Genomic DNA, 25,150 nt, shown 5'->3' with positions numbered 1-25,150 from the left:
TTTATGATAGCTCAAGGACGGGCGAGCAACAGGCCCGGGGGAAGGCTGTCGAGCGGCAGCTCGCCCGCATTTCTCAGCGGATATAAAGAACCCAAGCGCTTGACTGCCTGACAAAAATTCTTATTTAACAGCCTACACGAAGCAGTTTAATTATCAAGTTGGTCCGCGGCCGGCAGCGCGGGAGAACGCCGGAGTTAAATCACCCCCGGCGGCGCCAGGGGGGGTGTCTCGCTTAGCTAATGCCACAGACCACTGATATGCCAACGCCGTGGTGAACGGCGCACCGGCTTGGCTAAGGGCACCTCAGCGGACAGTTGCGTCAGCGGTTGGCGCCGGGCGCCATCCAGATCAAAGGAATGCTGCAATGCCCGCAAGCGCCGCACGCGCTCCTCGGTGGACGGATGCGTGCGCAGCAGCGAGGGTTCCGGAGTACCGCGCTGCGGCATCAGAATGCGCTCCAGCCAACCACCCTGGCGTTGTTCGATCTTAACCAGGGCGCTGGCCAGACCTTCCGCATCGCCGGTAAGGCGCACCGCATTCAGGTCGGCATCGTATTCGCGCGTGCGCGACAGGCCCAACTGCGCCAGGGCGCTGAGATTGGGCGCCAGAATCAGGATGAGTATCGCCCACCAGTTGATGCTCACCGAGGCGAGCATGATCAGCGGCAGATTGAGCAACAGCAGGATCTGTCCAAACAGGGACAAAAACGCGGTCATGCGGCTGAACAGATCGGCCAGCCCCATCACCCACATGTCGTTGCTGCGGATATGACTGATCTCGTGCGCCAGCACGCCGGCCCCCTCGCGGCTGTTGAGAGTGCGCAGCAGGCCGTCGCTGACGGCGATGGCACTCGTGTCGCGCTGCCCCACAGCGAAGGCATTGACCATCGGACTGGGCAGGTAATAGAGTTCGGGCACATGCTTGAGTCCGGCGCGCTGAGCCAATTGCTGCAGCAAACCGTACAAGGCCGGCGACTCGCCGGGGCGCAGCGGCACGGCGCGATACATGCGCATAATCAACTGCGGCGAGTTCATGGGATTGAACAACACCAGCACGGCGCCAATCAACGTCAACCAGATCAGGCCCGCGCCGCCCCATAGCAAGCCGCCCAGCAGGGCCAGAAAGGCGGCCATGACCAGCAGCAGCAACAGCGACTGCAGCCGATTCAACAAGGCATGTCGATACCACAGCACGGATTCCATGCCTCAGTCGTGTCGCTCCACGGCCTCGAGTCGGGCCCGCAGTGTCTCCAGTTCGTCCATGAGTTGCAGCGCCAGGGCGGCGCCGCAGAGATTCACCCCCAAATCGCGTTGCAGGCGCAGCGCCACCCGCGCCCGTCTGAGACTGGCGCCGGCGAAAATCCATTCCCGCGCGGCGGTTTCCTCCGGTTCAATCACGCCCTCCCGCACCAGCTCAAGCAGCCACTCGTTCCGCACCTCGCAGGCACGGCTGAGCTGGGTCAGGGTGAGACGCATCTCCTCTTCCAGGATCTCACCGGCCAGCACTTCCATTAAATCGCGGTTGTTCATCGCGCTACACCCCCAGATGACGGCGTGGGTTGAAGTCCATGTGCTGCTGCATTTCGCGGTACAGCGCCTCGTCACGCGCGCTCTTGGCCGGCGGCGTGACGATCTGCAGCACGGCGTACAGATCGCCCGGCTGCTTGGCGGGAATGCCGCGCCCCCTTAGGCGCAACTTGCGGCCGCTCTCGCTGCCGGCGGGAATTTTCAAGTCAACCGCCCCGGCAGGCGTGGGCGTTTTCACCGTCCCCCCCAGGGCCGCCTCCCAGGGGGCCACCGGCAGATCGAGATAGAGATCGCTGCCGTCGACGCGGTAAAAGGGATGGGGGCGGAAGGCAACCTCCAGATACAGGTCGCCGGTCTCGCCGCCGCCCATTCCCGGGGCGCCCTGCCCAGCCAGGCGGATATGCTGGCCCTGACGAATGCCTTTGGGGATTTTTACATTCAGGCTGCGCTGCCGGGTATGCAGCTGCCCCTGGGCGTCGACCTCGGGGACGCGCAGCGTAATGGCGCGGCTGGCGCCGTGAAAGGCGTCCTCGATGTCGATCATCACCTTGGCGAAGTGATCCTGGCCGCGGGCGCGAAAGCCGCCCCGGCCCGGTCCGGCGCCGCCGAAACCACGACCGAACAGGGTCTCGAAGAAATCACTGAAATTTTCGGCGCCGACGCCCGCACCGCCACCGCTGAATTCGAAGCCGGCATCCCAGTCCGGCGGCGGGCGGAATTCCTCGCCGGCGTGCCATTGCTCGCCCAGGCGGTCGTAGGCGGCGCGCTTTTCCGGGTCCTTGAGTACCTCGTAGGCCTCGCCCATTTGCTTGAATTTGTCCTCGGCGGCCGGGTCCTTGTTGACGTCCGGATGATACTTGCGCGCCAGCTTGCGATAGGCGCGCTTGATATCGTCCTGAGTCGCCTTACGGTCAACCCCGAGTATTTTGTAATAGTCTTTGTATTCCATGGATTCGTCGTCGGCGCGTTAGCCCTGTTTCACATCTATCTTTATATAAATAGGGAGACTCGGAAACATTTCAAACCCCATGTCCTATTTTGCGCCAAACAGCGCTCAACGAAACCACTTGATCAAGGGCAATTCCAAGGGAATACGCGCACCGTCGTTGTGCGGCACCACGCGCGGGGTAAAGTCCGCCGCCGCCTGCTCGGTGTCTATTTCGACGCGGTAGACATAGCCGTTGGCGGACCCCGGGATCGGCTCCCCCTGTTGCATGAGCGCGCAACTCGCCTCACTCACACCTTCTTGCTCGGCATAGAGCTGCACCTGCACAGCCTCCGCCAGGATATCGCCGAGATAGACCTGTACCTCGAAGCGCTGGCGCTTGTCATGGCGCTCGCTGACCAGGTTGCCGAAATGAATCCCCTGCCAATGATGCCGCAGCCGCTCCGCCCACCGGCATAGCGAACGGCCCAGCCTACCTTCATCGGCGCTGCGCAGCCGATAGGCCTCGGATGCCGGCAGGTACATGCGCATGACATACTCACGCATCATGCGATTGGTGCTGAACTGGGGCGCCAGCCGGGCCATACTGGCGCGCATACGCGCGGTCCAGGCACGGGGAATACCGTTGGCATCGCGGCGATAGAATTCCGGCACCACCACCTCTTCCAGCAGCCGATAGAGTTGCTCCGCCTCAAGTCCGTCATGACGACTGTCGTTGTGATTCTCGCGATCACCCACCGCCCAGCCCACATCGTCGCCATAGGCCTCGGCCCACCAGCCGTCCAGCACCGATAGATTCAGGCCGCCATTGGCGAGCACCTTCATACCGCTGGTGCCGCAGGCCTCCCAGGGACGACGCGGCGTGTTGATCCAGACATCCACCCCCTGCACCAACTCCTGGGCCAGGGCCATGTCGTAATCCTCCAAAAATACCACTCGATGGCGTACCTCCAGCCGTTGCGCAAAGCGCGCCCAGTGTTGGATGAAGCACTTGCCCGCGTCGTCCTGAGGATGGGCCTTGCCGGCGACGATGATTTGCAGCGGCGTGTCGTTATTGGTCAGCAGCCGTGTCAGACGCGCTTCATCATGCAGCAACAGATTGGGGCGTTTGTATTCGGCGAAGCGGCGCGCGAAGCCCAGCGTTAGGATGTTGGGGTCGAGCACGTCCCCGGCGCGCTCGAGCTCGGCCGCCGAGGCGCCGCTGTAACCGAGTTGGCGCCTGTGACGCTCGCGGGCATAGGTCACCAGGTCGGCCCGTTCGTGGCCCTTGAAGTTCCACAGCCGTTCGTCAGTGAGCCTTTCGATCGCCCCGGACAAGGGCTCCGGTTCCGCCAGCCAGCGCTGCTTATCCACCGCCTGGGTCCACAGGTCGTCGGCCCAGAGTGAATCCCAGGACGGCACATGGACCCCGTTGGTGACATAGTCCACCGGCACGTCATGGCGCGGCCAACGGGGATACAGGGGATTGAATAATTCGCGACTCACCTCGCCATGCAGCTGACTGACGCCGTTCACCTTCATGCAGGTACGCATGGCGAGGTAGGCCATATTGAAGGGTTCACGCCGGTCATTGGCATCCAGGCGCCCCAGGGCCAGCAGCGCATCGAAATCCAGCCCCAGGCCTGCCATATACTCCTGGCCGTATTTGAATATCAATTCCGCGGGGAAACGATCAAAACCGGCGCTCACCGGGGTATGGGTGGTAAAGATATTACCCGCGCGCGTGGTCCACAGCGCCTGGTGGAAGTCGACGCCATGGCGGTCCATGTAACAGCGCGCCCGTTCGATGGCGGCGAAGGCGGCATGGCCCTCGTTCAGATGACAAATATCGATATCCAGACCCAGCGCCTCCACCACGCGCCAACCGCCCACACCCAGGGCGATCTCCTGCAGCAGGCGCATCTCGTGGCTGCCGCCGTAGAGCTTATTGGTAATGCCGCGGTCGGCCGGGCTGTTGAGGGGATCATTGCTGTCGAGCAAATACAGCGTCACCCGCCCCACCCGCGCCTGCCAGATACGAAAGCGCACCCGCCGCCCGGGCAAGTTGGCGTCCACATGCAGCCAGTTACCCGCGCTGCTGAAGACCGGCACCACCGGCAGCATGGTGGGATCGTTATAGGGATAGACCTCCTGCTGCCAGCCGGCGCGATCCAGGCTTTGGCGAAAATAGCCTTCCTGATAGAGCAACCCGATGCCCACCAGGGGCACACCCAGATCGCTGGCCGCCTTGAGATAGTCCCCCGCCAAAATCCCCAAACCGCCGGCATACAGCGGCAGGGCGTTGCCCAGGCCGAACTCCATGCTGAAATAGGCCACGCCGCGCAGCCCCGCCTGGGCGTAGTTTTCGCCGAACCAGGCGGGACGACGGCGATAGTCTTCGCGGGCCTGGGCGGTAGTTTCCAGGCGCTGCTTGAAATGGGGGTCCTGGGCCAGTTGCTGCAGCCGTTCCTCGCTCAGGTTCTGCAGCACCACATAGGGATTGCGTGTCTGCGACCAGATGTCCGGGTCCATTGTCTGCCACAGGGCATCGGCGGCGTGGCTCCAGCTCCAGCGCAGGTCGGTGGTCAGTTCCAGCAACAGCTCGAGTCCCGCGGGTAATTCGCGCGATAAATAGTGGGTGGCCTTCATGCGTCTCTCAGCCTTTCCACTTCCACTCCCGTATCTCCGGCATGTCCTGACCATGCTGGGTGATGTAGTGCTTATGCTCGATCAGTTTGTCGCGGATCATCTGTTTGGTATAGGCCGCGGTATAGCCCAGCTTGGGCACGCGATCGATAACATCGCCGACCAGATGGAAACGGTCGATGTCATTGCGCACCGCCATATCGAAGGGCGTGGTGGTGGTGCCTTCTTCCTTATAACCGCGCACATGCAGGTTTTTATGATTGGTGCGTCGATAGGTGAGCCGGTGAATCAGCCAGGGATAACCGTGATAGTTGAAAATGATCGGCTTGTCGGTGGTGAACAGCGTATCGAAGTCACGATCCGATAGGCCATGGGGGTGCTCCTCCTTAGGCTGCAGGGTCATCAAGTCCACCACGTTGACGACACGGATCTTCAGATCGGGCACCTGTTCGCGCAGCAACTGCACCGCCGCCAGGGTCTCCTGGGTGGGCACATCACCGGCGCAGGCCATCACCACGTCCGGTTCGCCGTTGATGTCGTTGCTAGCCCAGTCCCAGATACCGATACCGGCGGAGCAGTGTTTGATGGCCGCATCCATATCCAGCCACTGCGGCTGGGCCTGCTTGCCGGCGACGATGACATTGATCAAATCGCGCGAGCGCAGGCATTTGTCGGTGACATAGAGCAGGGTGTTGGCATCCGGCGGCAGATACACGCGGATGGTATCGGCCTTCTTGTTCACCACGTGGTCGATGAAGCCGGGATCCTGATGGGAAAAGCCGTTATGGTCCTGGCGCCAGACATGGGAGGTGAGCAGATAATTGAGCGAGGCGACGGGCCGGCGCCAGGGGATCTCCTGACTCACCTTGAGCCACTTGGCATGCTGGTTGAACATGGAGGTGATGATGTGGATAAAGGCCTCGTAACAGGAAAAGAAGCCATGGCGCCCGGTGAGCAGGTAGCCCTCCAGCCAGCCCTGGCAGGTGTGCTCGCTGAGGATCTCCATGACCCGACCGTCGCGCGCGAGATGGTCATCTTGCTCCACGGTCTCGGCCATCCAGGTGCGTCCGGTCACATCGAATAAGGCGCCGAGACGATTGGAGGCGGTCTCGTCGGGCCCGAAGACGCGAAAGTTACCGCGCTTGAGATTGAGCCGCATCACCTCGCGCAGATATTCGCCCATCACCCGGGTGGCCTCCGCCACGGTATGGCCGGGGCGCTTTACATTGACGGCAAACTGCTGAAACTCCGGCCGGCGCAGATCGCGCAACAGGACACCGCCATTGGCATGGGGATTGGCGCCCATGCGGCGTTCGCCTTTGGGCGCCAGGTCGGCGATCTCGGCGTGCAAGGTTCCCGCCTCGTCGAACAATTCTTCCGGCCCGTAACTGCGCAACCAGTCTTCCAACAATTTGAGATGGCCGGACTTGGCCGACATGTCAGAAAACGGCACTTGGTGCGAACGCCAGGAGCCCTCGGTCTTCTTGCCGTCCACCTCCTTGGGACCGGTCCAGCCCTTGGGGGTGCGCAGCACAATCATGGGCCAACGCGGCCTCGCCGCCAGACCGCTTTCCCGGGCGATGTTCTGCACTTCCCGGATCTCGGCGATCACCGCATCCAGAGTCAAGGCCATTTTCTGATGCATGACATCGGGGTCATCGCCTTCGACGAAATAGGGTTTGTAGCCGTAGCCGAAAAACAGGCTCTCCAGCTCGTCATGGGAGATACGCGCCAGCACGGTGGGGTTGGCGATCTTATAGCCGTTGAGATGCAGAATGGGCAACACCGCACCGTCATGCACCGGATTGAGAAACTTGTTGGAATGCCAGGCGGTGGCCAGGGGGCCGGTCTCGGCCTCCCCGTCACCGACCACGCAGGTGACGATCAGGTCGGGATTGTCGAAGGCCGCGCCATAGGCATGGGACAGGGCATAGCCCAACTCACCGCCTTCGTGGATGGAGCCCGGCGTTTCCGGCGTTACGTGACTGCCCACACCGCCGGGAAAGGAGAACTGCTTGAACAGCTTCTTCATCCCCCCGGCATCCTGGGTGATGTCAGGATAGAGTTCGCTATAGGCACCTTCCAGATAGGTGTTGGCCACCAGGCCCGGGCCGCCGTGGCCGGGGCCGGCGACGTAGATCATGTTCAGATCCTGGGCCTTGATGAGACGGTTGAGATGGGCGTAGATAAAATTCAAGCCCGGCGTCGTGCCCCAGTGGCCCAGCAAACGCGGTTTCACCTGATCGATGTTCAGCCGCTCCTTCAGTAAAGGATTGTCGAGCAAGTAGATTTGCCCCACCGACAGATAATTGGCCGCACGCCAATAGGCGTCGATGAGGCGTACCTCTTCGTTGCTCAGCGGACCCTGCTCGAGAATGCGTTCTATGGTTTCGTCCATGCGGTGCTCCTTACGCTTGTCATTGGGCGGATACAACTCTGCTTTCGGCAATTGCCGGATCAATGAGGCTTACACAGTGCTCAGGCGGATTCATTGATAAGTGTCAAGGTCTGCCGGGCGATCTCGCGTTCCTCGTCAGTGGGCACGACCAGCACCTTGACCGCAGCGTCCGCACGCTGGATCTCGGTCAGCGCGCCACTGCCGGCGTCATTGCGGCGCGGGTCCACGGCGATGCCCAGCGCTTCCAGGCCCGCGCAGCTGCGCCAGCGCACTTCGGCATCGTGCTCACCGATGCCGGCCGTGAATACCAGTGCGTCCAGCCTTCCCAGCACGGCGTAATAGGCGCCGATATACTTGCGAATGCGATAGCAATACATCTCCAAGGCCCGCTGCGCGTCGGCATCGCCCTTGCCGATGCGCCGCTGCACCTCGCGCATGTCGTTCACGCCGCAGACACCCAGCAGACCGCTTTGCTCGTTCAAGAGCTGGTCGATCTCATCATCGCTTTTATTCATGGCCTTGGCCAGATACAGGGGCACGGCCGGGTCCAGATCGCCACAGCGACTGCCCATCATCAGGCCCTCCAGCGGCGTCATGCCCATGGAGGTATCGATACAGCGGCCCTGCTTAATCGCCGCGGCACTGGCGCCGTTGCCCAGATGCAGGGTGATCAGATTCAAGCGTTGCAGAGGCATATCCAACAAGGCCGCCGCCTGCTTCGCCACATAATGGTGCGAAATCCCATGAAAGCCGTAGCGCCGCACCTGGTGCTGTTCATAGCACTGCGCCGGCAGGGCATAGCGGTAGGCATGTTCCGGCAGGGTATGGTGGAACGAAGTATCGAACAGCGCTGCTTGCGGCACATGGCCGAAGCACTGCCGCGCCACCTCCATGCCTCTGAGATTGGCCGGGTTGTGCAGCGGCGCCAGGGGAATCAGCGCGCGGATGGTCTCGATCACCTCGTCGTCGATCAACACCGCAGCCTTATAGCGTTCGCCGCCATGCACTACGCGGTGACCGATGCCCCGCAGTTTTTCCCCCGAAGCGCCGGTGTAAGTGGACAAACGCCGCACGATTTCACGCAGACCCGCATCGTGGTCCGGGATGTCCATATCATCGTCGCTTTGCTCGTCGAAGCCGTCGCCGGCCCGATGGCGATAATGCAGCCGGGCCTGCCCTTCGCCGATGCGCTCCACCACACCGGCGGCGATTACGTCCAATGTCTCGGATTCGAAAAGCTCGAACTTGATGGAGGAACTGCCTGAGTTGATAACCAGTATCATGAAGGCTCCTGTTGAATTTGCCGCATAAGCGACGGGCGGTCGGGGAATCGGCGCTCATGCACTTTAATATAGCTGTGTTACAGCCACCCTAACATAGGATATATTGCGCCTGCGTGTCACTTCCTATAGCCTTCTGGAAGGCTTGAATTTTCTTGTCAGCGACGTTCCTGTCACACTGTCCAGCTATGAATACGCCTGAAACAGCATCTTCCTCACCGACCTGGCACAGCCAGGACATCGACAGCGTATTTTCGCAGTTGGATACGAAGCATGACGGTTTGACACCAGCCGAGGCCCAGGCACGACTCAAAGAGTACGGCCCCAACCGCCTCAAGCCGCCGCAACAACGCGGCGCGCTGCGGCGCCTCCTCAGCCAGTTTCACAATGTCTTGATCTATGTCCTGCTCGGCGCCGCCGTGATGACCGCCTTTTTGCAGCATTGGATCGATACCGGCGTCATTCTGGCGGTGGTGATTCTCAATGCCGTGATCGGATTTATCCAGGAGGGCAAGGCGGAAAAGGCCCTCGATGCGATTCGCAACATGCTGTCGCAACAGGCGACGGTGCGGCGCGATGGCAAGGCCGTTACCGTTCCGGCTGAAGATCTGGTGCCGGGCGACGTGGTGCTGCTGCAATCGGGCGATAAGGTGGCCGCCGACCTGCGCCTGTCCCAGGTGAAGGAGCTGCGCGTCGACGAGGCCATGCTCACCGGCGAATCGGTGCCAGCGCACAAGTCCGTCGACCCGGTAGCGGAACAGGCCGGCATCGGCGATCGCAGCTGCATGGCCTACTCCGGCACCCTGGTCACCTCGGGCCAGGCCCGCGGCGTGGTGGTCGCCACCAGCGATCGCACCGAAATCGGTCGCATCAGCACCCTGCTCGGCGAGGTGCAAACACTCACCACACCGTTGCTGCAACAGATTGCCGTATTCGGCAAGTGGCTGTCGACGGCCATTATCCTCATTGCCGCGGCCACCTTCGCCTTCGGCGTGCTATTCAAGGGTTACAGCGCCGCGGAGATGTTTCTCGCCGCCGTCGGACTGATGGTGGCGGCCATTCCCGAGGGCCTGCCCGCCATCATGACCATCACCCTGGCCATCGGTGTCCAGCGCATGGCCAGGCGCAACGCCATTGTGCGGCGCCTGCCGGTGGTGGAAAGCCTGGGCTCGGTGACGGTGATCTGCTCCGACAAGACCGGCACCCTGACACGCAACGAAATGACCGCGCGCATGGTCACCACCGCCGGCGGCCTGTTTGAGGTCAGCGGCGGCGGTTACGACCCCCACGGCGAGTTTTTGCTCGATGATAAGCCTGTCGATGCGGAACAATATCCCGTGCTGCAGGAGTTGTGCCGCGCCGCCAGCCTGTGCAACGACGCCGCGGTCGAGTGTCACCAAGGCGAATGGCAGATGCGTGGCGATCCCACTGAAGGGGCGCTGATCACCCTGGCCCTCAAGGCCGGTCTCGATTTGCAGCGGGAGAACGAGGAATGGCCGCGTACCGATGTGATTCCGTTCGAATCCGAACATCGCTACATGGCTACCTTGCACCATGACCATGCCGGTCACGGCTTTATCTATATCAAGGGGGCACCGGAACGCATCCTGGAGATGTGCAGCTGCCAACGCATGCGCGGTGAGGATATCCCGCTGGATCACAATTACTGGCAACAACAAATGGATGCCATGGCGCGCCGCGGCAATCGGCTGCTTGCCATTGCCTCGGGCGCCAACGTGGACCATAAGCGCGAGCTGCACTTCGATGATGTCCAGTCCGGCCTGACCCTGCTGGGTGTGGTGGGTCTCATGGATCCGCCGCGCGAAGAGGCCATCGAAGCGGTGCGCCAGTGCCAGGCCGCCGGCATCCGCATCAAGATGATCACCGGCGATCATGGCATCACCGCCACCGCCATCGCTCAGCAGATGCACATCGGCGACGGCGAAGCCACCCTCACCGGCGTGGAACTGGACGCCATGGACGACGCCGAACTGGCACAGCGGCTTGAGCAGGTGGATGTCTATGCCCGCACCAGCCCGGAGCACAAACTGCGCCTGGTAAAGGCGTTGCAGGCGATGGGACATGTGGTCACCATGACCGGCGACGGTGTCAACGACGCCCCGGCCCTGAAGCGCGCCGACGTCGGCATCGCCATGGGCCGTAAAGGTACCGAGGTCTCCAAGGAAGCCGCCGAGATGGTGCTCACCGACGACAACTTCGCCTCCATCGCCAGTGCCGTGGAAGAAGGCCGCACCGTCTATGACAACCTGAAAAAGGCCATCCTGTTCATCCTGCCCACCAATGGCGGCGAGGCCCTGACCCTGATCGCCGCCATCTTATTGGGCATGGCCATGCCCATCACACCGGTGCAAATCCTGTGGGTCAACATGGTCACCGCCGTCACCCTGGCCCTAGCGCTGGCCTTCGAACCGTCCGAGGCCAATGTTATGCAGCGCCCGCCGCGCGACCCGCGCACCCCCATCCTGTCGACCATGCTGGTGTGGCGCATCGGCTTCGTCTCCACCATTATCGTCGCCGGGACCTTCGGCCTGTTCCTGTGGTATCGCAGCCAGGGCGCGGAGCTGGAGTATGCCCGCACCGTGGCGGTCAACACCCTGGTGATGTTCGAAATCTTTTACATCTTCAACACCCGCTATATCACCGGCAGTGTGCTCAACCGGGCAGGGTTCTTCGGCAATCGCTATGTGCTCTGGGCCATCGGCATCCTAATGGTCATGCAACTGTTGTTTACCTATGCCGCCCCGGCCCAGACGCTGTTCGGGACGACGGCGCTGGCGCTGGCCAGCTGGGGGCTGATTGTGCCGGTGGCGGCCAGCGTACTGTTTATGGTGGAAATCGAAAAGTGGCTGTTGCGGCGCCACGGCGTACACCAATAAGCGTTCGGTCGCTCAGCCGGCTCAGACCACCAACGCCGCCAGCACCAACAGCACCATCAAACCGAGGAACAAGCTCCAGGCCACTTCCCAGCGCAGCAGCAGTGCTTCAAACTCTCCCACCCGCAGCCACTGCCGCATTTGCAGCGCCGTCTGTTGCCAAGCGATCGAGATGGCCGTGGCCGACTGCGCCACATACTGCACCACGGAATCCGTCGTCCGCCCCAAGGCGCGCACCACGGCTGCGTAAATCATCAGCACATCGCCGGGCGGCACGCCTATATCCAGGCCATGGAAGACAAAGCGCCGCAGCAACATGAACAGTCCGTATCCCGCCGCCGCGGCCAGCACCGGCCACAGGGCCGCGACAAGATGCGCCGCCGTCAGGGTATCGATGAGGTAAATACGCGCCGTCGGCCAGAGGGCGGGCCAGAGCAGCAACAGCGCAAACAACAAATACCAGGGCCCCTGGCTCAGCGGCCGATCGCTGCGCGGCAGATAGCGCAAACAATCGAGCAAACGCGCCATCAACAGGCCGGTCGCCACGGCAGAAAGGCTGAGCAGCAGCCCCAGATCCAGCACCTCTTTGGTCGCCGATTTATAGGCCAGCTTGGCGACGGCGCCACTCAATGCCGGCGCGCCGGCCATGGCCAGGGCGACAATGACGAAACTCAGCAGTAGCGCGCGCCGCTGCCAGAGACCGGTGTTGGCAGCCAGCGTCCCCAGCCCGACAAACAGGGCGCCCTTGACGAGAGCGTGATGGGCGGCATAGATCAGCGTGACCGTCAGCAGGCTCGGCCAGTGTTGCGGCGCCAGCAATCCCACGCCGATCAAGGCCGTCATCAGGCCCATCTGGCTAACGCTGGAATAGGCCAGGATCACCTTGGGGTTGCGTTGCAACAGCCCGATCACGACACCGTAAAACGCGGCCACGAAACCCGCCACTAAAAATATCTGACCCCATACCGCAGTGATATCCCAGCCCAAGGGCAGAAAACGCAGCCAGCCCAGCAGCCCCACCTTGACCATGGCCCCCGCCAACACCACCGCGGCGGCGCTGGGGGCGGCGGCATAGGCCAGGGGCATCCAGACGTGCAAGAGCAGCATGCCGCTCTTGATGCCGAACCCAAGCAGCAACAACAGCATGACCGCCGCCGGCACTTGGATATTATTCAGGCCATCAAAACCGATACCGTCGGCAGCGCTGTCAAGCATGACTAAGGCGACAAACAATGCCACCTCGCCGATCATGATACCCACCAGGTAGATCAGGCCGGCGCGCCTGCTCGCGGCGTCACCGCGCTGAACCACCAAGCCGTAGGAGGCAAAGCTCATCAGGGCGAAAAACAGATAAAAGGTGACCGCATCCTGGGCCAGAATCACGCCCAGGTTGCCGCTCATGGTCATGAGAAACACCAGGCTGAAACGCGACCGTCGCGCTGCGTCTATCTCTCCATTGGCCAGCAGCGCCGCCGTCAGCCACAGCACCACGGTAAAACAGAGGAACACAAAGGCAGTGCGGTCCAGCCCCAGTTCGCTACCCAGCAGCCACCAGGTGTAACTGGCGCTGCTGTCTATCTCCACAGCGACCAGAACCGCCACCGCCGGCGCCAGGCCCACGGCGTTCCAGCGCGACAATGCCGGCCAACGCAACCCGGCGACTGCCAGCAACAGGGGAAACAGCGGCGTAACGAATAACAGGGCCGCACTCATTGCAGATACTCCCGGGCGGTGATGATCTTGGACCAACTCAACGGGCTGTACTCACTCGCGGCGAACAGACCCGCCAGCAATACCAATAGGGCGGTGACAACGGGCGGCCACAGCAACATCCAATGGGTCTCGAAACGGGCGCGCGGAAACTCTTCATGCCACTGCCGCTGAGGGGGTTTGAACCAGGCGGTATATAGTATGGGCAGAAAATAAGCGGCATTGAGGGCGCTGCTGGCGGCCAATACCCACAGCACCCAAGCCATCTCCCGATCCGCCGCGCCAACGCCGAGAAACCATTTGCTGACAAAGCCCGCCAGCGGCGGCAGACCGATCATGCCCAGGGCGCCGATGGTGAAAGCCAGCATGGTCCAGGGCATGCGCCGCCCCACCCCGGCCATTTCACTGACGCGATGGATATGCAGGGTCTCGGCCAGATTACCGGCGCAGAAGAACAGGGTGATTTTCATAATGCCTTGGTGCACCAGGTGGGTGACCCCGCCGATAGTGGCCAGGGGCCCGAAGATGGCCACTCCGAGGATGATGTACGACACCTGACTGATCGTGGAATAGGCCAAGCGTTTTTTTAAATCATCCTGAAACAAGGCGCGCAGCGAACCATAGATCACGGTAATCGCGGCCAGTACCGCCAGGCCCGTCAACACCCCCAGGCGCGCGGAGAACTCGATGCCGTAGACATCGTAGACCACGCGAATGATGCCAAAGGCACCCGCCTTGACCACCGCCACCGCGTGCAACAAGGCACTGACCGGCGCCGGCGCCACCATGGCCAGGGGCAGCCAACCGTGCAAAGGCACCAGTGCCGCCTTGACGCCGAGGCTGGCGATCAACATCCAGAAGATGATAATCAAGGCGTCATAATGAAGTGGATCGATGTCAGCCAACAGGCCGGCGGCGGTAAAATCCAACGGCCCCGCCAGGGTGCGCAGCCACAGCACCGCTACCAGCAACAGCGTGCCGCTCACCAAAGTATAGATAAGATAGATCTTGCCGGCGCGCAGCGCCTCGGGCGTGCCGCGATGCACCACCAGCGGGTAGGTGGTCAGGGTCAGCAATTCATAGAACACGACGAAGGTGATCATGTTACCCGCCAGGGCGATACCGATGGTGGCGCTGACGCACAGGCTGAAGAATCCAAAAAAGCGACTGCGATTGGGCGATTCTTCCAGATAACCGATGGCATAGACGGTGGTCACCAACCACAGCACCGTGGACAGCGAGGCGAAGATCACCGACATGGCGTCACCGTGCAAGACCAGGTCGTAATCCAGCATAAAGGGTATGCGGAATTCAAAATCCTGGCCTGCATAAATACCGGCAATCATCACCCCCATGAGGCCGGTTTTGAGCAGCGCGCCGCCCAAGTTGAGCGCGATACGGGTGCGCCGCGCCCGCTCGTGCAGAAAGAAAATGGCCAGGCCCGGTATCAGCGAACTCAACACCAACAACAGCGGCAAAAGACTGTGCCAAGTCATGCGCCGTTGCCTCCCGCCGCGACCGGCGCACCGATCAGCAGCAGTTCGAAGAAGTTCGGGGCCACCACACCCAGCACCAGGGCGAAGGCCGCCAGGGCGAAGGCCGGCCAGACCATGAGTGGATAATCCCGTTCGCGTATTTCATTTTCAAATGTCCCCCCGGCCATGGCCGGTGACAATAGCCGAAACAGGTAGGCGGCGGTGAGCAAACCGCCCACCGCCAACAGAACGATCCACCACCACTGTCCACCCTCGGCGGCGGCCACCAGCAAGGACCACTTGGCCACGAAGCCGCCGCTGGGCGGCAAACCGACCAGGCTCACCGCCGCCAACGCACAGGTAGCCAGGGTCAAAGGCAGGACCTTGCCCAGCCCCTGCAATTCATTGAGACGATCATGCCCCAGCACTTTCATTATGGTGCCGGCGCTGAGGAACAACGCCCCCTTGGCGCAGGCATGGGCGATGAGCAGATAAAACACCCCGCTCCAAGCCACCGCCCCGACGGTGGACATGGCCAGTGGCGCCAACAAGAACAGATAGCCCAACTGAGCCACCGTGGAATAGGCGATAAGCAGTTTCAGGCGCGCCGTGCGCAGTGCCTGAATCGACCCCCACAACACGGCGGCCGCACCCAAGACACCCACCAGATTGGCCAGTGCCATAGTGGTCACGGATTCGAACAATTCGAACCACAGGCGCACAAAGAGATAAAAACCGGTCTTGACCACCAGGGCCGACAGCAGCGCGCTGACCGGCGCCAGGGCGCTGCTGTGGGCCGGGGGCAACCAGAAGTGCAGCGGAAACAGCGCCGTCTTGATCATCACCGCCGCCAGCATCAGGGCCATGACGCACCAGGTTAGAGGCTGGGCCGTGACCACCCCGGCCAAGGCGTAGATATCAAGTTGACCGTAACCGCTGTAGAGCAACGCCACGCCCATGAGGTAGCTCAGCGAGGCCACTAAACCGACCAGCAGATAACGCAGCGCCGCAGTCAGGGCCGCCTTGCTCGCCGACAGCGCAGTGAGCGCCACCGCGCCGATACTCACCAGCTCCAGGGTGACGTAGAGGTTGAACAGGTCGGCCGACATGAACAGGGCATTCAAGGCCGCCCAGAGAAAGAACCAGAGTATCCAGAAGTAGCGCCCTTCGCGCGCCTTATGCTCGGCGCCGGCGAAATAGCCCAGCGCATATAAGGACACGGCCAAGCCCACCAACCAGGTGGTGATGAGCATGAACAGGGCGAGACCGTCGATGTAGAGATCGATCCCCAACGGCGCGCCCCAGCCGCCCAATTGATAGCGCAGCGGGCCCGCGTTGCCAATGCGCTCGTATAACTGCGCCAGCGCCCATGCCGTACCGACGCCCACCAGTCCGATCCAGACACGCACCGCGCGCGGAAACGCGGCCAGCGCCACGGCGGCCAGCAGGGGCCAAAACACCGGCATTACCGCGCTCATTCATGTGTCCTTTCCTGGGCCAGCCGCACAGCTAACACCAGCGCCAAGGCGGTCGTGCAGACCGCCACCACGATGCCCGTCAGCACCAGGGCGTGGGGGATGGGGTCCGGCACCGCATCCTGACCTCGATAGGCCAAGGCCACCAACAATAAGAACACCCCGCTGCCGGCCACGTTCAACGCCAGGATGCGGCGCACCACATGGGCGCTGATCATGGCGCCGCCCAGTCCGGAGACAAACAACAATACCCCGACCACGGCAAAAAACTGGCCGCTACTCATCCGTTTGCTCGCGTGCGCGCGTGTCGATGCCAGGACGGTGACGCAACAAGGCGGGCGGCTCACAGCCGAGAAACAGGCCGGTCAGCATGGCGGCGATGGAGACGGTCAACGCCGTTTCGATCAACAGGATCCAACGGCCGGCACCGGCAGGGGAATATTCCAGCAAATGACGCCCGGCCAGGGCCATGGCCAGCGCCACCAATACGAACACCATCAGACCCAGCGCCGTCAACCAGCGCCAGCTCGCCATCGACCAATGCGCCAGGCGCAGTGACAGTTGTCCGGCAAACAACTGCAGCAGCAGCGCCGCCGCCAACACCGAGCCCGCTTGAAACGCGCCGCCGGGGGTCTTGGCGCCGGTCCAGAGCAGGTAGCCACTCACCAGGATCAACACCGGTGTCAACAGCCGGGCGGTGCTTTTGAGCATGAAATTGGCATCGGCGGGCGGCAGCGGCGGCTGGACCCGCCCCACCGCCCACACGGCGGTGAGCGCCAACAACAACACGCTGATCTCAAGCAAGGTATCGTAAGCGCGAAAATTGAGCAGTACTGCCGTCACCGGATTACTGACGCCACTCTCGCTCAGGCGCTCAAAGGCCAATTGCCGCGCCGGTCGCGCTGCGTCCGGCATGGTGAACACGGCCCAGATCAGCGCGGCCGCGACAAGCGTCAAGGTGGCGATGATGAGTGGCTGCAGCCAGCGACGTTGCGGCAAGGGCGCTTCATCAAGGCGCATGGTTCTGATCCTTGGCTTGAACCGTATCGTGATGCTCGAGCCGTGCCAGCGCGGTCAGCAACAGGGCGCCGGTAACACCGGCGCCGATGGCGATCTCGGCCAGGGCCACGTCCGGGGCATTGAGACGCACCCATACCAAGGCCATTACCAAACCGAAGGCAATGAACAATACCACCGCCGTAAACACGTCGCGGCAACGCATCAGGCGCCAGCTTAAACCCAGCAACAACGCCGCCATGATCAGGTCAAAGCCCCATAGCACCGACTCACTCAGCGTTGCCACGGGGCCATCCCTTTTAAGTGTGCGCGGTTGGCAACCAGGTAGGCGCCGACCACACTGGCGCACAACACCAACAACCAGATCAACACAAGCAGCAGCACCTGGCGTAGGCTGTCGGCCTGAATCAGCAACCCCAATACCACCAAGCCAAGCCCGATATTATCGGCCTTGTTCAGCGCATGGAGGCGGCAATACACATCCGGCAGACGCAACAGGCCCACCGTTCCGGCGATAAAGAACACCATGCCTGCCAGGATCAATACCGCGGCCAGCCACTCGATCATGATCCTGCCCGTCGCTCCTCGGTGCGCCAGTACAAGCGTACAAATCCTATCAAAACGATGGCGGCCAAGACGGCGAACACCAGCGCCACCTCATACAAGCGCGGTTGATCAAGCCCCTTGGCCAACAACAACACAACGGCCACGCCCGTGGTGCCGAACAATTGCACTGCCAACATACGGTCGGCCGCCGCCGGGCCGCGCGCCACCCGAATCAGCCCGAACAGTATAGTTATAAGTAATATCAAGGCCATGAGCAGATAAAAGGCGTCCATCAAGCACTCTCCGCCACGGGCCCGAACAGAGCAGCGATGGCCGCCTCCACGCGACACAACTCATCGTTTATGGGGGCGTTGCGATCCAATACATGGACACTCACCGAATCATCGCCGAGATCAAAGCAGAGTGTGCCGGGACATAACCCGATTACTGCGACGAACAACAAGCGTCCGCCACCGGGAGCCAATTTAGTAAAGGTAAATCTGACTACGCCGGGATCAATATCCATTTCACGCGACAAGACCCGCCGGGCCACATCAACGCTGCCTCGAACACTGAAATTGAAGAACAAACGCAGAAAAGAAACCAAGGGGCCCAAACGCACCGGCACCAGCACCGCGCCGCGACTGCGCGAAAACACCCACCAGGCCAGGATAATGGTGGGTACACCCACAATCCAGGATTGCCGATCTTCACCGCTTAGCAACCACCACAATCCGACAAACAGGACCAACGCCCCCAGGTGGTGAAATAGAGAGGTCCCCTCTGCTCTACGAACGGTCAACACGCTCTCCTAGCTATCGACTGCGGACTGTACCTTTAGATTAATACAATCACAGTGGATTTAAAACAGCACTGTTCACAACGGATTATAGACGGACATCAGGGCAGGGAGTGCCGCGCGCACATCCACGTAGAGGCATCATCATTTGGGACTCACAGGCTCGTATGTTCTGGCGCTGATACATTAAGTCAAGGGCCCTTCCCTGGGCCCTCTGTTAGCTTACGCGGTTCGACGAATCAAACTTGCGGCCCGACCCGTTTCCGCCCCGTCCACATGGCCCTTACCAGACTCTCTTTATGAAACGCGCTTTCCACCAACACGCCGGCGAGATGGATCATCACCAAGAATAGTGTGAAATTTGCGAAGAATTCATGCAGGTCTTCCAGGTATTCATACCGTTCATCGCCGTGCTCTTTGGCCTCATGCCCGTCGTCATCGGCGTGGGCACTGCTGACCAGGCTGGGCATGATAATGCTTTGCTCTGCCACGACACCGGCCAGCGGCCCTTTGCCCTCTTCCGCACCGTAGTAAAGCATGCCGGTGGTGGTGGTCGCCATCAGACTTAGAAGCAAGACGACGATCATCAGTCCGCCCAACGGATTGTGGCCGATATAGCGTGGCGCATCACCCTTAAGCATGCCTTTCGCATAGCCGCGAATCTCGGCCGGCCCATAAACGAAATTGGAAAAGCGCGCGTATTTAGAACCGATAATCCCCCATACGATTCGGATAGCCAACAATGTCACAATGGCGTAACCGGACCAGACGTGGAGCAGCGACTCTTCATCACCGCTTAGATAAGAGACAATAAAGAACAGCGCCAGTGACCAGTGAAACACCCTCACCAGCGGGTCCCAAACATTGATACTTGTTTTTGAGTCTGACTTCATCGCATTAACCCTTGTTTGTTGACTACAGCCGCAGATTAGCCAAGCAGGGTTAAACGAAACTGAATAAATCTACTCCGTAAACAGGGCGTAGACCTCTTCCAGCGAGGTTCTGCCCTGCCGGGCCAGGTCCAAGGCACATTGCTGCAGGCTGCGCATGCCTTGGCTGACGGCCGTGTCGGCAATCTCCCTGGCGGGCCGTCCGGCGATAATCAGTTGCGCGATTTCGGGAGTGACGCGCAATAATTCAATGACGGTGGTACGACCATGGTAGCCGCTGTAATGACACTTGAAGCAGCCCGCACCGCGCTGGAATTTTTCGTCCGGCGCCAGATTGAGAGTTTTGCGGATATACGGCTCCACGCTCTCCTCGGCGCTGCAGTCGGGACAGTTGACCCGCACCAGGCGCTGGGCCATCACGCCCAACAGCGTGGTGCTGAGCAGGTAGCTTTCGATGCCCATGTCCAACAAGCGCGTAACGGTGGACGCGGCATCATTGGTGTGCAGGGTACTGAATACCAGATGACCGGTCAGCGCCGCCTTGTTGGCGATGCGAGCGGTCTCCTCGTCACGGATCTCACCCACCATAATCACGTCCGGGTCGTGGCGCAGGAAGTGGCGCAAGGCCTCGGCAAAGGTGTAGCCCTTGGCCAGCGAGATCTGCACCTGCTCCACCCCCGCCATGTCGTACTCCACCGGATCCTCCACCGTCAGAATGTGGGGGTTGCGCTGCTTGACTTCGTTGAGCACGGCATACAACGTGGTGGATTTGCCGGAACCGGTCGGGCCCGTCACCAGAAAGATGCCGTTGGGACGACTGATCAGGCGCCGGATCTGCCTGAGCTCATCGGGGCTGAAGCCCAATGCGTCCAGCGGCTTGAGACCCGCATCCTTATCCAATATGCGAATCACCACGCTCTCGCCGTTGACCGTGGGCACCACCGAAATACGCAGATCGATCTGCTTGCCTTGGCGCAGCAGGCGGGCATGTCCGTCTTGTGGCAGGCGCCGCTCCGAGATGTCCATTTGACCGGTGATCTTGACCCGGCTCACCAGGGCCGGCAGCAGATTGCGGCTCAGGCTGCGAACGAACTGCATCTTGCCGTCGACGCGGAAGAAGACGTTGACGCGCTCCTTTTCCGGCCGGATATTGATGTCCGAGGCCTTGGTGTTGACCGCCTGCAACACGATGGAGTTGAGCAGGCGCACAATGGGCTTTTTCTTGGCCTCGGCCTCGACCCTATGCAGGGCCTGCTCGTTGGAAGCGGGCTCGGTGATTGGGTCGAGCTTAAGATCTTCCAGCGCCTCCATCTCTTCGTAGCTGCTGTAGTGCTTGTTCACCCCCTCGACGACCTCCTCGCTCGAGGCCATCACCACCTCGATGTTCATTTTTGAATTAAAGCGCAGGGCATCGACGGCGGCCTGGTCGAAGGGATTGATCATGGCCACCACCAAGCTGCCGTTGAAATTGGCCAACGGCAGCACCTTGTAGTGCTGAGCCAATTCCGGCGGTACCCGGCTGATTAGCTGAGGCTCGATTTCGAACTCGGCGATGCTGACATACGGAATCGCCAGCTTGTGCGCCAAGCCCACCGTCAATTGCTCGGGCGTGACCAAACCGGATTGCACCAATATCTGTCCCAGATGCTGGTTGCTGGTTTTGTATTGGCGCTGGGCCTCCAACGCTGTTTCCAACTGCTCCGCGCTGATCATTCCCTCCTCAATCAAGGCATCGCCCAGCTGCATATCGGGCATGCGTTTGTGCACACGCAGCAGCGCCTTCAGATCGTTGTCGGTTTTTACGGCATAGGTTTGCATCTTGCTCACACCCGCGTGGCTGGATTATCCATATAGGATCATCGCCCTCTTTGACCTTTACCTTTATATACGCGGCAAGATTGTGCCCCCCGGGGAATTACACACACTTGTTGCATATTTCTCTAGTAGCTCTATAATTTATTTCCGTATCACCATGAATAAAGGTAAATTTTAATGTTCGGGCATGCGTCGGAATTGTGTCGCAGCAGCGTATTACCAGGGAACTTGTGGTGCCATTAGCCTGTCAATGTGTTGACGATAGAATCGCCGCCATGCCGAGCTTGGGATATAACTTACTGTTTTAATAGTTTTTAGGGATTTATACTCGAGATTGGCATGCATCTCGCATAGCTAGGGGCAGTCAGGAGGTTTTTTGCTTATGAGCGCAGTTATACAACAACAAGAACACAAGCAACCCCGCTACGATCGCCTGGGCAATCTGGCCATGGTCATGCCCTTGCCGCAGGACGACAGCCAGGACGAACTGCAACACGCGCTGCGCCTGTCGGGCATCCTCCAGACCACCCTGGACGTCAGCCAACTCATCGATATCTTCGCCCACGAAATTATTCGCCTGGTGGACTATCAATCCATCAGCTACACCCAGGACGAACTGGGGATCAAGCACAGCATCGGCAACAGCGCCGCGCACTCCTGCACCTATCGCCTGGTGGTATCCGGCGAGACATTGGGCGAACTGGTCATCAGCCGGCGCAAGAAATTTACCAAGGCCGAGACCACACTGATCGAAACCCTGCTGTGTGGTCTGGTCTATCCGCTGCGCAACGCCCTGCTCTACAAAAAGGCAGTCGAGGCCGCGCACAAAGATCCCCTCACCGGGGTCAACAACCGGGCAAGCATGGACGAAGTGATCGACAGGGAAGTCAATCTTGCCATCCGCCACAAGACCCAGCTGTCGCTGCTGGCGATGGACATCGACCATTTCAAAAAAATCAACGACAACTACGGCCATGCCGTGGGTGATTGCGTCATCAAGGCCGTGGCGGAGGCCGCCAAGACCGCTATCCGCAGTTCCGACATGGTGTTTCGCTACGGTGGCGAGGAATTTTTGATCCTGCTCAGCAACACCGATCGTGACGGTGCCACCCTGCTGGCCGAGCGCCTGCGGCAGAAGATCGAAGAAACCTGCATCATCTGCGACGGCACCCATGTTTCCACCACCGTCAGTATCGGTGTCACCTGTACCCAGCGCGACAGCGAAACCCGCGAGAGCCTGTTCGCGCGCGCCGACGCCGCCCTGTATGAGGCCAAGAGCGGTGGCAGAAACTGCTGCCGCTACCAAGCCGCCGCCGAATAAATCCCCGGCGGCTAACATCCGCCGCTGCGCTTCCGATAACATGGATATCGTCGTTACAGGGAATCCCTATGCCTACACTGCTGCGCCTGCTACTGCCCCTCTGCCTCGCCGTGATCCTGCCCGCCACCGCGGTGGCCCAAAGCAATGCGCAAACCGCAGCGCGCCAATCCGCCGCCGGTCTTGGCTCCATGCCCGTGCGGGGGATGGAGATGCAACAGGTGAGGCGCTTTTTCGGCGAACCGGCCCAGCGCCTCCACACCGTGGGTGATCCGCCCATCAGCCGCTGGCAATATGATGGCATGATGGTCTATTTTGAAGACCGCCGCGTGATTCATTCTGTAGCCACCAGCGAGCAGCCGCAGTAGAATCCGGCGTAGCCTAAGCCTAGATCACCACCCGATCCGGCCGCGGCCGGATTTTTTTTGCGTTTATGAGCGAGACACAATGGTGACCCAACTTCCCGCCGAATGGGCGCCGCAGAGCGGCGTCATGCTGACCTGGCCGCATGCCCACAGCGACTGGCAGGCGCTTCTGAGCCGGGTGGAACCGGTGTTTTGCGACATCGCCTACCATATTTCCCTGCGCGAACGGGTGGTGATCGTCTGCTGGAATGAATCCCACAAAAGTCACATCCGCAGCTGCCTCATCGATCGCGGTGTCGACCCCGAGCGGGTGCGTTACTACAGCGTCCCCTCTAATGACACCTGGGCGCGCGATCACGGCCCCCTCACCGTCCTGAAGCAGGGCCGCCCGGTGCTGCTGGACTTCATATTCAACGGCTGGGGCAGTAAATACGACGCCGGCCTGGACAACGCCGTCACCCGTCACCTGTGCAGCCAGAACGCCTTCGGCGACACGCCCATCGAGACCATCGATTTGGTGCTGGAAGGCGGCAGCATCGAAAGCGACGGCCAGGGCACCGTGCTCACCACCAGCCGCTGTCTGTTGTCGCCACAGCGCAATCCAGGCATGGGCAAGATCGCCCTGGAACAACGCCTACATAAACTTTTGGGCGCCGAGCGGGTCTTATGGCTGGACCATGGCCACCTGGCCGGTGACGATACCGACAGCCATGTCGATACCCTGGCGCGGTTCTGTGCGCCCGACACCCTCTGCCATGTCAGCTGTGACGACCCGGCCGACGAACACGGGCCCCCGCTGCAGGCCATGGCGGAGGAACTGGCGGCCTTCCGGCAAGTGAATGGCGAGCCCTATCGGCGCGTCGCCCTGCCCCTGCCGAAGGCCATTTATAACGAAGACGGCGTACGCCTGCCGGCCACCTACGCCAATTTTCTGATTATCAACGACGCCGTGCTGGTACCGACCTATCACGATGCCCATGATGCCCTCGCCCTGCAACGGCTGGGCGAATGCTTTCCACAGCGCCAGATCATCGGCATCGACTGCAAACCGCTGATCGAGCAATACGGCAGCCTGCACTGCGTCACCATGCAAATTCCCGCAGGAGTCCCGCTATAGTGAAGCAACGAATCCTAAAAGTCGCGCTGGTTCAACGCAGCGTCGCCGATAACGATTTGCAGGCCAACCTGGCCGCCAACCTCGACGCTGTGAAGCGGGCCGCCGCCCAGGGCGCCGAGCTGGTGCTGCTGCAGGAACTGCATAACAGCCTGTACTTCTGTCAGACCGAAGACACCGCCCAGTTCGACCTGGCCGAAACCATCCCCGGCCCCAGCACCGAGCAGCTCGGCGCCGTGGCCAAGCAATGCAAGGTGGTCATCGTCGCCTCCCTATTCGAAAAACGCGCCACCGGCCTGTATCACAACACCGCGGTAGTGCTGGAACGCGATGGGCGCCTGGCCGGTAAATACCGCAAAATGCACATTCCCGACGATCCCGGCTTCTATGAGAAGTTCTACTTCACCCCCGGCGATCTGGGCTTCACCCCCATTGACACCTCCGTCGGCCGCCTCGGCGTACTGGTCTGTTGGGACCAGTGGTATCCGGAGGCGGCGCGGCTGATGGCCCTGGCCGGCGCCGAGATGCTGTTCTACCCCACCGCCATCGGCTGGGACCCGCGCGACGACCAGGCCGAGCAACAGCGCCAACGCGAGGCCTGGATTACCGTTCAGCGCGCCCACGCCGTGGCCAACGGCATACCGGTGCTGTCCTGCAACAGGACCGGGTACGAGGCCGATCCCAGCGGCCAGGGCGGCGGCATCCAATTCTGGGGCAGCAGCTTCGTCACCGGTCCCCAGGGCGAGATTCTCGCCGAGGCCCCCATCGCCGAAGCCGCCGTGCTGATCACTGAAGTCAATCTCGGCCGCAGCGAAGCGGTGCGCCGCATCTGGCCCTATCTGCGCGACCGGCGTATCGACGACTACGCCGACCTGAGTTTGAGATACCGCGACTAACCAGACGCGTCCGGCAAATTATGAAATAATACGGTCCCTGAATCCCGCAACCGCAACGGAC

The 25,150-nt window shown here is 61.1% G+C and carries 22 protein-coding genes; 5 read left to right on the top strand and 17 right to left on the bottom strand.

Annotated features, from left to right (window positions below; genetic code table 11):
* Nucleotides 1–236: 236 nt before the first annotated feature.
* The 6 genes from Tel_08325 to Tel_08300 form a co-directional block, all read right to left on the bottom strand.
* A complete protein-coding gene (locus tag Tel_08325; GenBank protein ID ALP53161.1) occupies nt 237–1,202 on the bottom strand; it encodes a peptidase M48 in 966 nt (321 codons plus the stop codon).
* Nucleotides 1,203–1,205: 3 nt separating this feature from the next.
* Nucleotides 1,206–1,529 carry a MerR family transcriptional regulator gene (locus tag Tel_08320; protein ALP53160.1) on the bottom strand — a complete coding sequence of 108 codons (324 nt, stop codon included), beginning with the start codon at nt 1,527–1,529 and terminating at the stop codon, nt 1,206–1,208.
* A gap of 4 nt (nt 1,530–1,533) precedes the next feature.
* Nucleotides 1,534–2,475: a cytochrome C biogenesis protein gene (locus tag Tel_08315; GenBank protein ALP53159.1), complete on the bottom strand. Its 942-nt coding sequence runs from the start codon at nt 2,473–2,475 to the stop codon at nt 1,534–1,536.
* Nucleotides 2,476–2,580: 105 nt separating this feature from the next.
* A complete protein-coding gene (locus tag Tel_08310) occupies nt 2,581–5,100 on the bottom strand; it encodes an alpha-glucan phosphorylase (GenBank protein ID ALP53158.1) in 2,520 nt (839 codons plus the stop codon).
* A gap of 7 nt (nt 5,101–5,107) precedes the next feature.
* Complete coding sequence (locus Tel_08305) at nt 5,108–7,495, bottom strand: phosphoketolase (protein ID ALP54784.1); 2,388 nt, start codon at nt 7,493–7,495, stop codon at nt 5,108–5,110.
* Between the two features lie 80 nt (nt 7,496–7,575).
* Entirely contained in the window at nt 7,576–8,778 is a 1,203-nt protein-coding gene (locus tag Tel_08300) for an acetate kinase (GenBank protein ID ALP53157.1), read from the bottom strand.
* A gap of 185 nt (nt 8,779–8,963) precedes the next feature.
* Here Tel_08300 and Tel_08295 point away from each other — a divergent pair, with 185 nt between their 5' ends.
* Nucleotides 8,964–11,672: a carbonate dehydratase gene (locus Tel_08295; protein ID ALP53156.1), complete on the top strand. Its 2,709-nt coding sequence runs from the start codon at nt 8,964–8,966 to the stop codon at nt 11,670–11,672.
* Between the two features lie 21 nt (nt 11,673–11,693).
* On the opposite strand, the gene Tel_08290 is transcribed toward Tel_08295, so the two are convergent.
* The 11 genes from Tel_08290 to Tel_08240 form a co-directional block, all read right to left on the bottom strand.
* On the bottom strand, nt 11,694–13,382 hold the full coding sequence (locus Tel_08290; GenBank protein ID ALP53155.1) for a hypothetical protein: 1,689 nt from the start codon (nt 13,380–13,382) through the stop codon (nt 11,694–11,696).
* Nucleotides 13,379–14,875 (bottom strand): NADH dehydrogenase, encoded by a 1,497-nt coding sequence (locus Tel_08285; GenBank protein ALP53154.1) that lies wholly within the window; start codon nt 14,873–14,875, stop codon nt 13,379–13,381. The genes Tel_08290 and Tel_08285 overlap by 4 nt, the downstream gene beginning before the upstream one ends.
* Nucleotides 14,872–16,320, bottom strand: coding sequence for a hypothetical protein (locus Tel_08280; GenBank protein ID ALP53153.1), 1,449 nt, complete (start codon nt 16,318–16,320; stop codon nt 14,872–14,874). Before Tel_08280 ends, Tel_08285 begins: the two co-directional genes overlap by 4 nt.
* Nucleotides 16,321–16,328: 8 nt before the next feature.
* The gene (locus Tel_08275; GenBank protein ALP53152.1) at nt 16,329–16,613 is read right to left on the bottom strand and encodes a hypothetical protein; all 285 of its coding nucleotides are present in this window, start codon (nt 16,611–16,613) and stop codon (nt 16,329–16,331) included.
* Nucleotides 16,606–17,349: a hypothetical protein gene (locus tag Tel_08270; GenBank protein ID ALP53151.1), complete on the bottom strand. Its 744-nt coding sequence runs from the start codon at nt 17,347–17,349 to the stop codon at nt 16,606–16,608. The genes Tel_08275 and Tel_08270 overlap by 8 nt, the downstream gene beginning before the upstream one ends.
* Nucleotides 17,339–17,587 (bottom strand): hypothetical protein, encoded by a 249-nt coding sequence (locus Tel_08265; GenBank protein ID ALP54783.1) that lies wholly within the window; start codon nt 17,585–17,587, stop codon nt 17,339–17,341. Before Tel_08265 ends, Tel_08270 begins: the two co-directional genes overlap by 11 nt.
* A gap of 32 nt (nt 17,588–17,619) precedes the next feature.
* Nucleotides 17,620–17,913 (bottom strand): cation:proton antiporter, encoded by a 294-nt coding sequence (locus Tel_08260; protein ALP53150.1) that lies wholly within the window; start codon nt 17,911–17,913, stop codon nt 17,620–17,622.
* Nucleotides 17,910–18,185: a hypothetical protein gene (locus tag Tel_08255; protein ID ALP53149.1), complete on the bottom strand. Its 276-nt coding sequence runs from the start codon at nt 18,183–18,185 to the stop codon at nt 17,910–17,912. Before Tel_08255 ends, Tel_08260 begins: the two co-directional genes overlap by 4 nt.
* Nucleotides 18,185–18,643: a hypothetical protein gene (locus Tel_08250; GenBank protein ID ALP53148.1), complete on the bottom strand. Its 459-nt coding sequence runs from the start codon at nt 18,641–18,643 to the stop codon at nt 18,185–18,187. The genes Tel_08255 and Tel_08250 overlap by 1 nt, the downstream gene beginning before the upstream one ends.
* A gap of 287 nt (nt 18,644–18,930) precedes the next feature.
* The gene (locus tag Tel_08245; protein ID ALP53147.1) at nt 18,931–19,584 is read right to left on the bottom strand and encodes a hypothetical protein; all 654 of its coding nucleotides are present in this window, start codon (nt 19,582–19,584) and stop codon (nt 18,931–18,933) included.
* 69 nt (nt 19,585–19,653) lie between these two features.
* Nucleotides 19,654–21,399 (bottom strand): hypothetical protein, encoded by a 1,746-nt coding sequence (locus tag Tel_08240; GenBank protein ID ALP53146.1) that lies wholly within the window; start codon nt 21,397–21,399, stop codon nt 19,654–19,656.
* A gap of 379 nt (nt 21,400–21,778) precedes the next feature.
* Here Tel_08240 and Tel_08235 point away from each other — a divergent pair, with 379 nt between their 5' ends.
* The 4 genes from Tel_08235 (at nt 21,779) to Tel_08220 (ending at nt 25,089) form a co-directional block, all read left to right on the top strand.
* Nucleotides 21,779–22,717, top strand: coding sequence for a hypothetical protein (locus Tel_08235; GenBank protein ID ALP53145.1), 939 nt, complete (start codon nt 21,779–21,781; stop codon nt 22,715–22,717).
* A gap of 68 nt (nt 22,718–22,785) precedes the next feature.
* Nucleotides 22,786–23,082, top strand: a complete 297-nt coding sequence (locus Tel_08230; GenBank protein ID ALP53144.1) for a hypothetical protein — start codon at nt 22,786–22,788, stop codon at nt 23,080–23,082.
* Nucleotides 23,083–23,161: 79 nt separating this feature from the next.
* Nucleotides 23,162–24,196, top strand: coding sequence for an agmatine deiminase (locus Tel_08225; GenBank protein ID ALP53143.1), 1,035 nt, complete (start codon nt 23,162–23,164; stop codon nt 24,194–24,196).
* On the top strand, nt 24,196–25,089 hold the full coding sequence (locus tag Tel_08220; GenBank protein ALP53142.1) for an acyltransferase: 894 nt from the start codon (nt 24,196–24,198) through the stop codon (nt 25,087–25,089). The genes Tel_08225 and Tel_08220 overlap by 1 nt, the downstream gene beginning before the upstream one ends.
* Nucleotides 25,090–25,150 lie beyond the last annotated feature (61 nt).

This window comes from Candidatus Tenderia electrophaga (assembly GCA_001447805.1).
Classification (GTDB): domain Bacteria; phylum Pseudomonadota; class Gammaproteobacteria; order Tenderiales; family Tenderiaceae; genus Tenderia; species Tenderia electrophaga.
This window is presented reverse-complemented; position numbering and strand designations above follow the sequence as displayed.

Bases quoted from the DNA above. Each gene is read 5' to 3' on its own strand.
- Tel_08325 (ALP53161.1), bottom strand. From the start codon at position 1,202: ATGGAATCCGTGCTGTGGTATCGACATGCCTTGTTGAATCGGCTGCAG.
- Tel_08320 (ALP53160.1), bottom strand. From the start codon at position 1,529: ATGAACAACCGCGATTTAATGGAAGTGCTGGCCGGTGAGATCCTGGAA.
- Tel_08315 (ALP53159.1), bottom strand. From the start codon at position 2,475: ATGGAATACAAAGACTATTACAAAATACTCGGGGTTGACCGTAAGGCG.
- Tel_08310 (ALP53158.1), bottom strand. From the start codon at position 5,100: ATGAAGGCCACCCACTATTTATCGCGCGAATTACCCGCGGGACTCGAG.
- Tel_08305 (ALP54784.1), bottom strand. From the start codon at position 7,495: ATGGACGAAACCATAGAACGCATTCTCGAGCAGGGTCCGCTGAGCAAC.
- Tel_08300 (ALP53157.1), bottom strand. From the start codon at position 8,778: ATGATACTGGTTATCAACTCAGGCAGTTCCTCCATCAAGTTCGAGCTT.
- Tel_08295 (ALP53156.1), top strand. From the start codon at position 8,964: ATGAATACGCCTGAAACAGCATCTTCCTCACCGACCTGGCACAGCCAG.
- Tel_08290 (ALP53155.1), bottom strand. From the start codon at position 13,382: ATGAGTGCGGCCCTGTTATTCGTTACGCCGCTGTTTCCCCTGTTGCTG.
- Tel_08285 (ALP53154.1), bottom strand. From the start codon at position 14,875: ATGACTTGGCACAGTCTTTTGCCGCTGTTGTTGGTGTTGAGTTCGCTG.
- Tel_08280 (ALP53153.1), bottom strand. From the start codon at position 16,320: ATGCCGGTGTTTTGGCCCCTGCTGGCCGCCGTGGCGCTGGCCGCGTTT.
- Tel_08275 (ALP53152.1), bottom strand. From the start codon at position 16,613: ATGAGTAGCGGCCAGTTTTTTGCCGTGGTCGGGGTATTGTTGTTTGTC.
- Tel_08270 (ALP53151.1), bottom strand. From the start codon at position 17,349: ATGCGCCTTGATGAAGCGCCCTTGCCGCAACGTCGCTGGCTGCAGCCA.
- Tel_08265 (ALP54783.1), bottom strand. From the start codon at position 17,587: ATGGCGGCGTTGTTGCTGGGTTTAAGCTGGCGCCTGATGCGTTGCCGC.
- Tel_08260 (ALP53150.1), bottom strand. From the start codon at position 17,913: ATGATCGAGTGGCTGGCCGCGGTATTGATCCTGGCAGGCATGGTGTTC.
- Tel_08255 (ALP53149.1), bottom strand. From the start codon at position 18,185: ATGGACGCCTTTTATCTGCTCATGGCCTTGATATTACTTATAACTATA.
- Tel_08245 (ALP53147.1), bottom strand. From the start codon at position 19,584: ATGAAGTCAGACTCAAAAACAAGTATCAATGTTTGGGACCCGCTGGTG.
- Tel_08240 (ALP53146.1), bottom strand. From the start codon at position 21,399: ATGCAAACCTATGCCGTAAAAACCGACAACGATCTGAAGGCGCTGCTG.
- Tel_08235 (ALP53145.1), top strand. From the start codon at position 21,779: ATGAGCGCAGTTATACAACAACAAGAACACAAGCAACCCCGCTACGAT.
- Tel_08230 (ALP53144.1), top strand. From the start codon at position 22,786: ATGCCTACACTGCTGCGCCTGCTACTGCCCCTCTGCCTCGCCGTGATC.
- Tel_08225 (ALP53143.1), top strand. From the start codon at position 23,162: ATGGTGACCCAACTTCCCGCCGAATGGGCGCCGCAGAGCGGCGTCATG.